General features: G+C 66.8%; 9 protein-coding genes. 2 read left to right on the top strand and 7 right to left on the bottom strand.

All coding sequences use genetic code 11. The features are described from left to right. Positions 1-73 precede the first annotated feature (73 nt). The gene (locus EZE58_RS02980) at positions 74-1,375 is read right to left on the bottom strand and encodes an amidohydrolase family protein (RefSeq protein ID WP_179952587.1); all 1,302 of its coding nucleotides are present in this window, start codon (positions 1,373-1,375) and stop codon (positions 74-76) included. Between the two features lie 51 nt (positions 1,376-1,426). Beyond that, a complete protein-coding gene (locus EZE58_RS02975) occupies positions 1,427-2,047 on the bottom strand; it encodes a TetR-like C-terminal domain-containing protein (RefSeq protein WP_167559777.1) in 621 nt (206 codons plus the stop codon). A gap of 493 nt (positions 2,048-2,540) precedes the next feature. On the opposite strand from EZE58_RS02975, the gene EZE58_RS02970 reads away from it, so the two are divergent. After that, complete coding sequence (locus EZE58_RS02970) at positions 2,541-3,242, top strand: hydrolase (RefSeq protein WP_179952588.1); 702 nt, start codon at positions 2,541-2,543, stop codon at positions 3,240-3,242. An 82-nt stretch (positions 3,243-3,324) separates the two neighbouring features. Here EZE58_RS02970 and EZE58_RS02965 read toward each other — a convergent pair whose 3' ends face one another. The 5 genes from EZE58_RS02965 to EZE58_RS02945 form a co-directional block, all read right to left on the bottom strand. Next, positions 3,325-5,997 (bottom strand): HNH endonuclease signature motif containing protein, encoded by a 2,673-nt coding sequence (locus EZE58_RS02965; protein ID WP_144658369.1) that lies wholly within the window; start codon positions 5,995-5,997, stop codon positions 3,325-3,327. A gap of 932 nt (positions 5,998-6,929) precedes the next feature. Continuing rightward, a complete protein-coding gene (locus tag EZE58_RS02960) occupies positions 6,930-8,279 on the bottom strand; it encodes a cytosine permease (protein WP_144587942.1) in 1,350 nt (449 codons plus the stop codon). Next, positions 8,276-8,905, bottom strand: a complete 630-nt coding sequence (locus EZE58_RS02955) for a nuclear transport factor 2 family protein (protein WP_144587944.1) — start codon at positions 8,903-8,905, stop codon at positions 8,276-8,278. Before EZE58_RS02955 ends, EZE58_RS02960 begins: the two co-directional genes overlap by 4 nt. A 199-nt stretch (positions 8,906-9,104) precedes the next feature. Beyond that, complete coding sequence (locus EZE58_RS02950) at positions 9,105-10,610, bottom strand: acetyl-CoA hydrolase/transferase family protein (RefSeq protein WP_144587946.1); 1,506 nt, start codon at positions 10,608-10,610, stop codon at positions 9,105-9,107. A gap of 101 nt (positions 10,611-10,711) precedes the next feature. Beyond that, positions 10,712-11,401 carry an FCD domain-containing protein gene (locus EZE58_RS02945; protein WP_009374762.1) on the bottom strand — a complete coding sequence of 230 codons (690 nt, stop codon included), beginning with the start codon at positions 11,399-11,401 and terminating at the stop codon, positions 10,712-10,714. 190 nt (positions 11,402-11,591) lie between these two features. Here EZE58_RS02945 and EZE58_RS02940 point away from each other — a divergent pair, with 190 nt between their 5' ends. Continuing rightward, positions 11,592-13,442 carry an FAD-dependent monooxygenase gene (locus tag EZE58_RS02940; RefSeq protein ID WP_009374758.1) on the top strand — a complete coding sequence of 617 codons (1,851 nt, stop codon included), beginning with the start codon at positions 11,592-11,594 and terminating at the stop codon, positions 13,440-13,442. Positions 13,443-13,463 lie beyond the last annotated feature (21 nt).

The following is a 13,463-nucleotide window of genomic DNA, read 5'->3' as shown; positions in this document are numbered from 1 at the left end:
GTTTCGTGGTCCCTTCTGCGGTGATGTGGGTGGTCATCGGTTCTGTTCGGTGCCGGTCGGCGGGGTGCGTCGGTCATCCGGCGAGGAGCGGGCGGGAAGGTTCGTCGCCGAACCACCCGGCGCTGTCCTTGACGACGGCACCACCCTGGACGATGGCGGTGACGTTGTCAGGGTCGGCGAGCGGGGTGATGTCCGTGAGCGGATCGAAGTCGACGACGAGGAGGTCGGCGAGCTTGCCCGACTCCACTGTGCCGAGGTCGTCGTCGAGGCGGAGCAGCGCGGCTGCGTTCTTCGTGCCAGCGACGATCGCCTCCATCGGAGTGAGACCGAGTTCGACGGCGTGGACGGGTTCGCGGAGGTTCTCACCGTGGGGGCAGACACCGGAGTCGGTGCCGAGTGCCACGCGGACGCCGGCGGCGAAGGCGGCGGCGAGGCGTTCCCGGGCGATCGCCGACCAGGTCACCTTCTTCTCGTACAGGTAGTCGGGCACCAGGGCGGGGTCGGGTACGCGCAGTGCGCTGCTCAGGGTGGGGACGAGGAAGGTCCCGTGTTCGAGCATGAGGTCGATGCCCTCGTCGTCGATGCCGTAGCCGTGTTCGACCGAGCGCACTCCCCCGCGGATCGCCGCCTTGATCCCCTCCGGGCCTTGAGCGTGAGCGGCAACCGGCTGGCCTGCGCGTTTGGCGGTCTCGGCGACGATGAGTCGGACGTGCTCCTCGGGGACGCCGAGGTCGTCGGGAGTGTCCGAGGGGCTCGAGACGCCGCCCGTCGTGCACACCTTGATGACATCGGCACCCCCGCGGATGAGGAGGCGTACGGTGCGGCGGACGTCGTCGTCGGTGTCGATGATCGGGTGGACGGGCATCGGCATCGGGACTTCGCGTCCGTTGGGCAGGGTGAAGTCGGTGTGCCCGCCGGTGGGTGAGAGCGCTGAGACGGCGATGTGCAGACGGGGCCCGTGGATGAGCCCGGCGCTGATCGCATCGCGGATTCCGCGGTCGATGCCGCCGAGGTCGCGCGCCGTCGTCACTCCCGCCATGAGCGTCCGGCGGGCGTTGAGCGCGGTGCGCAGGGTGCGTTCGGAATCGAAGCGTGCGGCATCGGCCGCCTGGTCCTCGATCGAGAGCCCGAGGTGGACGTGGGCGTCGATGAAGCCGGGCAGGATCGTCCTGCCTGTGAGGTCGATGATGCGTGCGGCCGGAGGCCGCTGCTCGTCGTCGGCCCGGCGCGGACCGGCGTAGACGATGCGCCCGTCGGCGATCTCGAGCTCGGCGTCGGGAAGCGGCGGTCCCCCGGTCCCGTCGATGAGGGTGGCTCTGCGCAGGAGGAGTCGGTCGTCACCGGGAACAATGGGTGGGACGAGTGCCGCGGCCATGGTGTCCTTTCGTCGGTCGTGCAGTCGTGATCGCAGGTCGAGTCGTGATGGTCAGGGGTCGGTGGTCCGGGCCCGCGCGCCGGTGGCTCCGACGAGCGATCTCACCAACGTGCGGTAGGTGTCCTTGACCTCATCGTCGGTGCCCTGTGGCCTGCCGGGTCGGAGCGTCAGCCGGAAGAGGGTGATACCGGCGAGAGCGTCGAGGATGAGATCGTGATCGAGGTCGGGGCCGATCTCCCCGCGGTCGACTGCGCGGTCGAGGATCGCCGTGCCCATCGCGTGTCGTCGCTCTATGAAGCCCTCTGAGATGAGCGGGATGACGTCCATGTCGAACATTGCGAGCAGGAGTCCGTTGCCGCGGGCGCGGGCATCGTGTGAGCGGCGGACGTTCTCGACGTTCTGCCACGCGTGAGCGACGAGGTCCTCGACGACGTCTCCCGTATCTGGTTGCTCGCCGAGGTCGAACGTCTCAAGGATCGCTGCGGCGACGAGCTCGGGCTTGGTCGGCCAACGCCGGTAGATCGCGGTCTTGCCGCACCCGAGTGTCGAGGCAAGCTGCTCGATGCGCAGGTTCGTCAGCCCGTTCGCCTCGACTTCCGCGCGCACGGCGGCGAGCACTCTGGCGGTGAGCTCGGCGTCGAGCGGCCGCCCCTTCGTTGTGGGCTGCGTCATGATCGGAGCCTCTCACGTCCGAATCTCTTTACGCAACACAACGTTTCGTTTTGAGACGGTGGCAGATTCCCAGAAGCCGACTGGCTTCAAGACTCTGGGCAGGCCTCGAAACGCCGACAAGCTCCCCAACGCTGACGAATTTCCAGACGTCGGCTGCCTGAGTTCCCGTCGACTCGAAGCGGAGAGGTCGTAGGCTGGGTTGCGAGAAAGGATGACGATGACGACTCCCCCGAACAGCGCCAACGGCAGCAGAGCCGACCGCTCCTTTCGTCGAGACGATGCCAGGAGACCTCGCAGCGGTGAGGGGCGCCGTCACAGCGATGCCGGGAGCCGACAGGACGGAGTCAGCGGCCATTCCGGAGGCGACAACCACCGCCTCGCTGATGTCCTGATCTGCCGCAACTGTGGCGTGGAGACCGGCCCCACTCCCCCGCCGATATGCCCGATCTGCGATGACGAACGGCAATGGGTGCCATCATCGGGTCAGGAATGGGTGAGCCGATCGCACCTCGCGGACGAGGGCCACAGGGTTGTCATCGAGGAGCGCGAACCGGGGCTTCATGCTCTGCGGATCGAGCCCCGTTTGGGCATCGGCCAGACGTGCTATCTGGCTGCGACCGACCACGGCAATTTGCTCTTCGACGTTCCGCCCTTCATCGACGACGAGGCGGTCTCCGCGATTCGGGAACTCGGTGGGATCGCCGCGATCGCACCGAGTCATCCGCACATGTTCGGCATGCAGCTGGCGTGGAGTGCGGCGTTCGACGATGCCCCGGTCTATGTCTGCGAGGCAGATTCGGAGTGGGTACAGCGGCATGGCCCGGCGATGACCTACTTCGACGCCGATGCCACTCCCCTCCCGGAGATCCTGCTGCGCAGAGTCGGCGGTCATTTCCCCGGCAGCGCAATCGCATTGTGGCCCGGTCACGACGGCCACGGAGTGATGCTCAGCGGCGATTCGATCGGCCCAGTCGCGCGATCGGGGTGGGTGACATTCATGCGGAGCTTCCCCAACTACCTTCCGCTCTCCGGCGCGGTCGTCAGGAGGATCGCCGCCTCGGTGGCCGATCTCGACTTCGACAGGATGTACGGCAACTTCGGGCAGACCATCCCGGCCGGCGCTTACGATGCAGTGCAGTCATCGGCGGACCGGTATGCCAGGTGGGTCTCCGGGGAGTTCGATCATCTGACGTGAGTGTCGATGAACTGAGGTGAGGTCGCGGCCGTGTACCCGAAACGGTTCCCGAGATGTGTGAGAGAACCGGTCCCCCGAGGTATCAGAACGGCGGCGGGTCGTCTTCGTCGTGGTCCCATTGCACGCAGGCCGCCGTCCATGCTCGCGAGCTTTCCCAGAACGGGTCGAGCGGCTCCGTCCACTCGTCTCCGGCCTCGTCCCTCCGCCGCCAGATGGAGTATGCCGATTCCCGTTTCCCAGGCATCAGTCTCTTCATCGTCACCGGATCCGATCCGGGCGGCAGGCACGCCTGGTGAGTGACGTTCGGCCAGTCGAGGCAGTCCGACAGCCTCTTCCGTCGTCGAACTTCGATCGATCGCGCGATGCACTCTGCAAGGAGCCGGTCACGCTCCGCCGCCTCTTCAGCACGACGGATCGCGTCATCCCGCTCACGCACGGCGTCCTCATCAGGTGGGACTTCGACCGTGTCCTTGGCTGGTGGAATCAGATGTTCGGGAATCGTTACTTCGCCGGGGCTGAGGCCGCACAGTTCACTGAACTCCAATGCGTGGGCGACATCGATCGGCTGGTCTGGTGCCCGGGATCGGGTTGTGACTCCGTGTCGGAACTCGTATTCGACGGTTCCCGTGTCGAGCATGCGCACGCGGAACCGGTCGGCCGTCTTGATGGCGTGGTGGCGTTTGCACAGTGGGTGGAGGTTGCCGAACCTCGTCAGCCCGCCTTTGAGCGGATCGAGGTGGAAGAACGGAATGATGTGATCGATCTCCGAGGTGACCGCTTTGCGAGTGCACCCGGGAACGGAGCAGACTGCCCATTTGGAGATGAGTGTCCTGCGGACGTTGTTCGGAATCCGGTACGTCGTCGCTTTCGCATCAAGTGGAGTGCCGGTGGCGGGATCGGTGAGGATCCTCGTCATCGTCGAGCTGTAGCCGGCGATACGTCGAGCGGTCTCAGCCGGAATCGGCGATCCTTCGGGGAGAACGCCCGGAAGATCCGACTCACCGCAGACGGTGAGGAACGGAACGGTGACGACCACGCCGGCCTGCCAGTAGAGCCACCAGTGATGCGTGGGCATCGCGATGACGACCCTGCTGTCGATGATCCGCGAACCGTTGAGCGGGGAGGCTGAGAATGCGCTCCCCCACCGTGAGTCGTCAGTTCCGACCGCATCCCCAGCGACGCCAGATGCGGCGGCGCGGAGGCTCCCATCGCCTCCGGCGCCGATGGCGGCCACCTGCCCGTCGTGCATGACGATGGCTCCGTCGGAGTCGATGTCGAAGAGCAGATTTCCCTCGTCATCGAGGAGCGGCTCTTCGCGTTCGGTTTGCACCCCGGTGACCGGATCGATCGATCGCACTCGGATGCAGAGTCTGGGCTGAGGCCGGGACAGGATGTCGTACTCGAGAGCCTGGATCGAACGCTCATCGGCGATCTCCACACCAGGTGGCAGGTCGAATGCAGCCCCACGACGTGCTCGCACTGCCCGCGCCATTGCTTCGACTCGTCGGTAGCAGGCGTAGAGCTCATCCGTGGGACCGATGAGTGACAGGCACGCCGATCCGTTCTTGTAAGTCTGGAAGTCGACGCGGCGGCGTTCGGCGGCCGTCTTCGACCGGTCCTCGGCCGGCTGGAGCACTGTGATGAATTTGCGCAGCGCCGTGCGCAGCCGGTCGCAGGTCACGTCTGCGCGTCGTTCGGCGAGATGTTCGTCGATCCGGGGAAGATACCTGAAGGCTACGGTTCGGCAGAGGTCGGCAGCCGCCTGGACATGAGCCATGGTGAACTCGCCTGCCCGGACGCGGTCAGCGAAACGCGGCAGTCCGTGGATGATCGTCATCGCGATGCCCAAGTGACGGTAGGTCTTGGCGATAGACAGGCCAAGGATCGAGGCGGTCTCAGCGACATCCTCGGCGGGCACGTTGTCGCTGATCCAGACCGACATGTCCGTGTCGAGGCCGAAGTCCGGGAAGTCGAGGCGATCACTGTCGGTCTGGGCTTCACCGTCGCTCTCGCATTCGGCGTCCGCGTCAGTGCCCGCCGATGCTCCAGGACTATCCGATTCTCGACCATCCTGCATCTCACAGGCTGCGCTCGCGATCGTCTCCGTCTGCATCGATGCGAGCAGCGACCACTGTGCGCTGAAGTCGGCATCAAATGAGAGCAACTCGGTCGGCGACTGACGGATGATGACAAGCTCGGTGGATGCCGCAGGCGGGGAGGCCTTACCTGTACACACCAGACATTCGGGGTCCGCGCAGGGGCCGAAAGGGTCACGGCGAGAATCAGGCGGGGCAGGTACAGGGGGACGGCCCGACGACATAGTGGAGCGGTCCGAGGACGCTCTAACACTGTCCGACGAGGAAGCAGCGCCGTCCGATGAGGAGGCTAAGCGGTTCGACGACAAGGTGAACGTCGACACAGTGTCGACAGTCGAATTGAGAAGGTCACCTGTAGCAGGCTCGCACTGGGAATCGCGTGGGGAGGTACAGTTGCCCACGCCGTCGATACAGTCGCCGTCAGCACCCTGATCGATAACTGCAGGTCCGACAATGCCCTCGTCAACGCTGCCGTCTTCCTGACCGCTATCCTCATTGTCACTCTCGCCGCGGCCGTCACGCTCGAGACTGCGCGCGACAGAGGCGGCGATGGTCGCGATCCGGAACGGCGAGTCGCCGTCGGGAACGGCATTGCCCCACGCACGGACAGCTCGTTCAAGGGTGAGGCCGGCGGTCGCTTCGAGGACCTTGAGCTGCACCTGGTCTGATTCCGCTGAGATCACAGCGAGCGCACTCGAGCTCGAATCGAGGCGGACGGTCGTCTGAGAACGGGTGTGCGAGCCGTGCTCCGCGCCCTCGTCACCACCGGCAGGTCCGCTGCCGAGACGGGCATCACGAGGTGAGGCCGCTGCGCTGTTCGCAGACTGCCCGTTTCCTGACGGGATGCCTTTCACGGTGGTTCACCTGCCTCGGACGCCTTTGTCGAGAAGTGCTGATCGCATCGAACTTCCTAGTACGTCAATAATAACTGATTCGAACAGACAATGTGAATACCTGATTGAAAAATACTCTCAAGTATTTTCAGTCCATCCGATCCCTGCTGCTGTTCCATGTCACCCATTGTTGCAGTCGGCACTGACATAAGATCGAGCATCGCAGTTTCAGCACGCACCGCCGTGATCCGGCACTGCCGGGTCACTGAAGTTCACGGCTGCCTGGACGCACCGCCCCAGCACTGCGTCACTGCACCGCCCCAGCACTGTCCCACTGCTGGGGTTCTGGGCCACATCACCGAACAGCGCCCCACTGCCGGGAACCACGGTCACCGAAGCTCAGGGCTGCCGGGGCACCGCTCCAGCGCCGCCTCCCTACCCCGCTGCAGCACCGCCTCACTCCCGGGGTCGAAAGCTCCCGGGGTCGAGGGCGGCCGAGTACAGGGCTACCGGGATCCGCCTCCACCCGACTGATGCTCCAGCGGCAGCAACGGCCATCGCCGACCCACGGAACCCCACCTCGGCCATCGCCGGCCGACGAACCCCCACCTCGGCCATCGCCGGCCGACGAACCCCCACCTCCACACATTGTCCGCCCACGAACCCCTACCTCGGCGCATCACCCACCAGCGGAACTCCACCGCCGCACGTCCACCCGCCCAAGGAACCCCACCCCGCGGACGGGCACACGCCGAATGTCAGCGGTCGGCCGCCTCGGCGAAACGGGAACGCGTCGACCACGACAGCCCGAGATAGAGGAGGAACGAGATGACGAAGGACGGGATCGTCGCTCCCAGCGGACTCGGCCACACATAGGTGAGAAGGTAGGAGGCGAGCGCTCCGATGATCCACACGATGACGGCTGCCCAGTTGATTCCGCGGACGTAGGAGTAGATCCCGCCATCGTCGCGGAGGATGTCGCTCGTGTAGACGCCGCGCTTGATGATGTAGTGGTCGGCGATGAGGATCGCGAACACGGGGACGAAGAACGCGCCGATCATCGTGAGGAAGTCGGTGTACTGGTCGAGCAGCGCGAGCCACGTCGATCCGACGATCGAGATCAGTCCGAGGACGAGGGCGACGGGCAGGAAGCGCAACCGCGACCCGCTCTTCGCGCCGAGCACGGAGTTGACCATGCCGTAGACGACCATCGTGTTCGTCGCCATCACAGAGAGGAAGATGACGATCGCGAGCGGCCAGCCGAAGCGGTCGGCGAGTGCGGTGGGGTCGAAGGGCTCGGCGGTGCCTCCATCGAGGATGATGAAGCTGAACGCCGTGAGCCCGAGCAGCATCGCGAGCACGGTCGAGGTGATGTAGCCGAGGCCGGAACCGACGATCCCGGCCCTCTGACTGCCGGCGAGCCGGTTGAGGTCGCCGGAGAGCACCGTCCACGAGATCGCCGTGGCGATGACGATGTCGAGTGCGAGCACGGGGGTGAATCCGAGGCTCTCATCTGCGGGGATGGAGACGTATTCACTGGGCGCGTGGCCGATGAAGGCCGTGGCGAAGACGTAGGCCATGACGAGGAGGATGAGGAGGGCGAACCACGGCTCGGCCTTCTCGATCCCCTCGTGACCGAGGATCGCGAGCCCGACGACGAGCGCCTGACAGAGGACGGAGAAGAGGATGGGGTTCGAGAATCCCGTCGTCTGCTCGACGACGTAGTTGACGCTGATGCCGGCAAGCATCGCCTGCACCCAGCTCCATCCCATGAGGATGACGACGTTCGCCGCGACCGGCAGGTAGCTGCCAGTAGGGCCGAACGCTCCCCTGGTGATCGCCATCGTCGCCAGTCCCGTACGCGTGCCGATGTTGCCGACGAGGACGAGCACGACAGTCCCCGTCACCGTCCCCGCGACGATGACGACGATCGCGGTCCCGTAGTCGATGCCGGGGACGAAGAGCGTGCCCGTGAGCATCGTCGTGACCACGAGGTTCGCCGCCAGCCAGATCATGAACATCCGACCCGTGCTCAGCCGCCCCCGCACCACCTGCGAACTGTCGGTGTCGGATCCGACCTTCTCCTCGAGTCTGCGGTACCAGTTCATCGACCGACCGCCTCGGTGCCGGGTGCGTCGCCCGACCTCGCCGAGGCTGCCCTGCCCTGGCCGTCGGAGGTGACCGAGTCAGCGGAGGCCGATCCGTCGTCGCCCGGGACCGTGGACAGGTGCTCGTGGATCGCGATGAGATGACCCTCGCCGAGGTGGCGGAAGACGATGCTCTCCCGTTCCCGATACGACTCCCGGCCGCTCCCGGTCTCGACTGTCGTATCGACGGTGTGGGAGAAGACCGCACCGCCGGGGAACGTCTGGACGAGCGGGTCGGACGAGGCGCACGAGACGACCGACCAACCGTCGGCGAGCCAGCCTTGCCACGTCTCTTCGTACTCGGCTCGGGAGTTCAGGCGGTGGTCCTCGGGGTGGAAGATGAAGGAGGCGTCCTCGGCGAAACCGGCGAAGTACGCATCGGTGTCGGTCGCTGCGAAAGCCTCGACGATTGCGACGGCCGCCTGCGTGACGGCGTCGACCGTCGGGGTGAGGGCCTCATCTGTGAGGTCGGCGGTGGTGCCCGCCGAGATTGTGGCACTCACCGAGGGGGTGGTGCTCGCCGGGGTCGCGGGATCGGAAGCAGCTCCGCGGGAAGCGGAGTCCGGCTGGTTCGACTTCTCTGTCATGGTCTTCAGGCACCCTTCTTCGGTCCGGCCTGCTCAGACACTCTAGTGACGCTCGTCCCATCCGCACTATCCATGGTGGACAGGTTTGCGGCGCAGTATTACAGAGTGGAGGGTTCCCGGTCCCCCTTCGAAGCGACTCCCGCCGAGGCGATGCCAAACACGGCGACCCCGCTCGCCCGGCATCCCCGTCCAGGCGCACTCACATGTGCCCGGTCGCCTGGAACCTCTCGTGCCACGACAGGGCCTCGCCGAGGAGGTGCGGCGTGTGCCTCCCGTGCGGGTTCGCTGCGATCGCCCGCTCGAGGTAGTCCTCGAGCCGGTCGCGGTAGTCCGGGTGGGCGCAGTTCGCGATGATTCGCCTCGCCCTGGCCACCGGGGAGATGCCGCGCAGGTCCGCGAGTCCCTGCTCGGTGACGAGGATCTGCGTGTCGTGCTCGGTGTGGTCGATGTGGCTGGCGAACGGCACGATCGAGGAGATCGCCCCGCCCTTGGCCAGCGAGTTCGAGACGAAGAAGTTGAGGTAGGAGTTCCGGGCGAAGTCCCCGGACCCGCCGATGCCGTTGATGATCGACGACCCCATGACGTGGGTCGAGTTGACGTTGCCGTAGATGTCGGCCTCGACCATCCCGTTGATCGCCACCACGCCGAGGCGGCGGACGGCTTCGGGATGGTTCGACATCTCCTGGGTGCGCAGGAGGATCCGTCCCTTGTACGCCTCGATGTTCGCGTTGAAGTCCGCCGCCCGCTCGGCCGAGAGCGAGAACGCCGTCGCCGAGACCGAGGTGAGCTTGCCGGAGTCGATGAGATCGAGCATCCCGTCCTGGATCACTTCGGTGTAGGCGCGCATCCCCTCGAACTCGCTGTCGGCGAGATCGGCCATGACGGCGTTGGCGACATTGCCGACCCCCGACTGCAGCGGCAGCAGGGAGGGCGGCAGACGGTCGGCGCGGATCTCATGGCGGAGGAAGTCGACGAGGTGGGCGGCGATCGCCTTCGAGTCCTCGTCGACGGGCTTGAACGGGAGGTTCCGGTCCGGGCTGTGCGTCTCGACGACGGCGACGACCTTGGCCGGGTCGACCCGCAGATACGGATCGCCGATGCGCTGCATGGGCTCGAGCAGCTGGATCGGCAGGCGCTCGGGCGGTCGCCTCGTGCCGTAGTAGACGTCGTGGAATCCCTCATACGCACGCGGGTGCCACGAGTTGACCTCGAGGATGACCTTGTCGGCGAGGTCGAGCCACGTCTTCGAGTTGCCCACAGAGCTGCCGGGCACGAGCAGACCGCCGGGCAGGATCGCTGCGACCTCGACGACGGCGACGTCGAGGTTGCCGTAGAAGCCGAACCACGCCTGCTGCGCGGAATGGCTGAGGTGGGTGTCGATGTACTCGGTCTTCCCGTCGTTGATCGACTGCCGCATCGCCGGGTCGGATTGGAAGGGAAGGCGCTTGCTCACCGCCCCCGCCTCGGCGAGGACCCCGTCGAGCTCCGGTGCCGTCGATGCCCCGGTCCACAGTTCGACGCGGAAGTCGCGCCCGGCGCCATGCTCGGCCCGCGCGTGCTCGGCGAGCGCGCCGGGCACGGCCTTGGGGTAGCCGGAGCCGGTGAACCCGCTCATGGCGACGCGGTCGCCGTCGGTGATGTACGCGGCCGCCTCGGCGGCGGTGACGACCCGAGTGGAGAGGGTCGGACAGGAGATCCTCGACATGCCAGCCAGTCTATCGAGGGGTCCGTCCCGGTCCGCCTTCAGCCCCGGTCAGGACCGCTGGTCGGCCCCGGTCGCGACCGGTGCGCCCGGTGCGGTGGCGCTCAGCCTCCCGCGTGCACCCGCATGAGCTCGGCGGTTCGGTCATGGTCGCGGGCCTCGATGGCCTCGACGATGTCGATGTGCAGCTGCAGGCGCTCGGCGATGAATGACTCGAGCGGAGTGTCGGCGACGGGCAGGACGTCGAGCGTGTGGTCGTCGATGATCGCCATGAGGTTGAGGTAGATCGAGCGCAGCAACTGGTTCGGAGTGATCTCGGCGATGCGCCGGTGCAGTCCCCAGTTCGCCTCGAGGAACCGGTTGGCGTCCTCGGCCTCGACGGCAGCGCGCATCTGCCCGATGTGCTCCCAGAGATCCCGGACGTCCTTGAGCGAGCCGTGGTCGACGGCATCTGAGGCGAGCAGGGGTTCGAGCGAGTCGCGCACCCGCATCGCGTCCTCGACGGTCGTCGAGTCGGCGTCGAGGGCGAGCAGCGAGTTGCCCAGTCTGGCCATCGGCGTCGGCTCGGCGGCGAAGAGTCCGCCTCCGGGCCCGGGGCGCAGGGTGATGATCCCCCGATGCTGGAGCAGGCGCAGGGCCTCGTTGAATGTCCCCTTCGAGACGCCGCACTCGACCTGGAGGGCGCCCTTCGTCCCCAGTCGCTGTCCCGGCTCGAGGCGACTCGCGCGGTCCGAGACCAGCGCGACGGCCCTGTCCACCGGCGAGGTCGTCAGGGCTCTGGTCTCGCTCGTCATCGTCCTTCTCCCCTCTGCTCGACAGTGCCTGGCACGAGGTTACCCGACGTGCTTGACATCACGGTCCCTGACCGGGCACTCTTGAAGCCACAAATTCATCATGATTAATTATACCGAATCGGCGCGACGGTGTCCCGCCCTCGCCGAGGCGGTCGCCCCGTCCGCATTCTCGTCCGAAGGAGAACGAGCAATGACCCCTCCTCCCGCTCCCTCCCGCACCGATGTCCTCGTCGTCGGGGCCGGCCCGACCGGACTCACGCTCGCGGCGATCCTCGCCCGCGACGGCATCGACGCGATCACCATCACCCGCTATCCGACGACCGCGCACTCGCCCCGGGCGCACATCACCAACCAGCGCACGATGGAGGTCTTCCGCGATCTCGGCATCGAGGACGACGTCATCGCCGTGGCCACCCCGAACGCGTTCATGCGCAACAACGTCTGGGCGACGAGCTTCGCCGGGCAGGAGATCGCCCGTCTCGAGACGTGGGGCACCGGCAGCGCCCGCTCGGGTGACTACGAGATCGCCAGTCCCAGCGCGATGTGCAACATCCCTCAGCACATCCTCGAACCCGTCATCGCCGAGGCGGCCCGCAGTTTCGGGGCCGACCTGCGGTTCTCCACGGAGCTCGTCTCCGCGGTCGAGACGCCCGAGGGCGTCGAGGCGACCGTGCGCAACCGCGACACCGGGGAGGAGTCGCTCATCCTCGCGCAGTACATCGTCGGCGCCGACGGCGGTCGCTCGACGGTCGCCGAGGAGTTCGACTTCTCCTTCACCGGGGAGTCGGGGCTCGGCGCGGCGCTGAATATCTGGCTCGACGCCGACCTCACGCAGTACTGCGACTACCGGCCCGGCACCCTCTACTGGATGGCGCAGCCGGGCAACGACTACTGGGTGGGCTCGGGGACGTGGATCAACGTCAGGCCCTTCACCGAGTGGGTCCTCCTGTGCATGTACGACCCCGCCGAGGGCGAACCTGACACGAGCGACGAGGCGCTCGTCGCGCTCGCCCAGTCGACGATCGGCGACCCCGACGTCGAGGTGAGCATCAAGCAGGTCTCGAAGTGGCAGATCAACCACGTCGTCGCCGACGAGTACCGGAAGGGCCGGGCCTTCCTCGCCGGCGACGCCGCCCACCGGCACCCGCCGGCCAACGGCCTGGGAACGAACACCTCGATCCAGGACGCGTACAACCTCGGGTGGAAGCTCTCGGCGGAGCTGCGCGGGGAGGCCGAGATGGGACTGCTCGAGACCTACAGTCAGGAGCGTCAGCCCGTCGGGCGGCGCGTCGTCGACCGGGCGATGAAGAGCGTCGTCGACATGGGACCGATCGCGCAGGCGCTCGGCTTCGCGCCGGGTCAGACCGCCGAGGAGGGGTGGGCGAGCCTCAACGGACTTTTCGACGACCCGGCTCGGCGCCGCGAGCTCATCGAAGCCGTCGAACTGCAGAACTACCAGTTCAACGCCCTCGGCATCGAACTCGGCCAGTATTACGTCTCCGATGGCATCGTGCCCGCCGAAGCCGACGACGATGAACGGGGCCGGTCCGACTCCGAGCCAACGACCGCCTCGGCGGGGGCTCGTTCCTCAGCCGCAGCTCCCGACCCTGACCTCGACCACGTACCCTCGACCCGACCCGGGTCGCCGCTGCCCCACGCCTGGGTCGATCGCGACCGGCAGCGGCTCTCGACGCTCGATCTCGTCGGCTCCGGCGGGTGGACGCTCATCACCGGCCACGACGACTCCGGCTGGGCAGAGGCTGCCGAGACGGTCGCCGGCGAGCTCGAAGTCTCCCTGCGCACCGCGCAGGTGAGCATGGGCGGTGAGTGCAACGACGTCCTCCACCGGTGGGCGGCGATCAGCGACCTCACGGACTCCGGCGCCCTCCTCGTCCGACCCGACCGGATCATCGCGTGGAACTGCGCAGTCCGCCCGGTGGATCCGGCGGCAGCCCTGCGGACGGCGATGATGACGGCGACAGGGCGCAGTCGTCCGACCGCCTCGGCGGATCCGGAGACCCTGGCCGCAGCCACACGATAGGGGCGCGCCGGCAGGTCTACC

It is taken from the genome of Brevibacterium sp. LS14 (assembly GCF_012027885.1).
In the GTDB taxonomy this organism is placed as follows: Bacteria; Actinomycetota; Actinomycetes; order Actinomycetales; family Brevibacteriaceae; genus Brevibacterium; species Brevibacterium casei.
The sequence above is the reverse complement of the archived record's forward strand: the minus strand, read 5'-3'. Positions and strand labels throughout refer to the sequence as shown.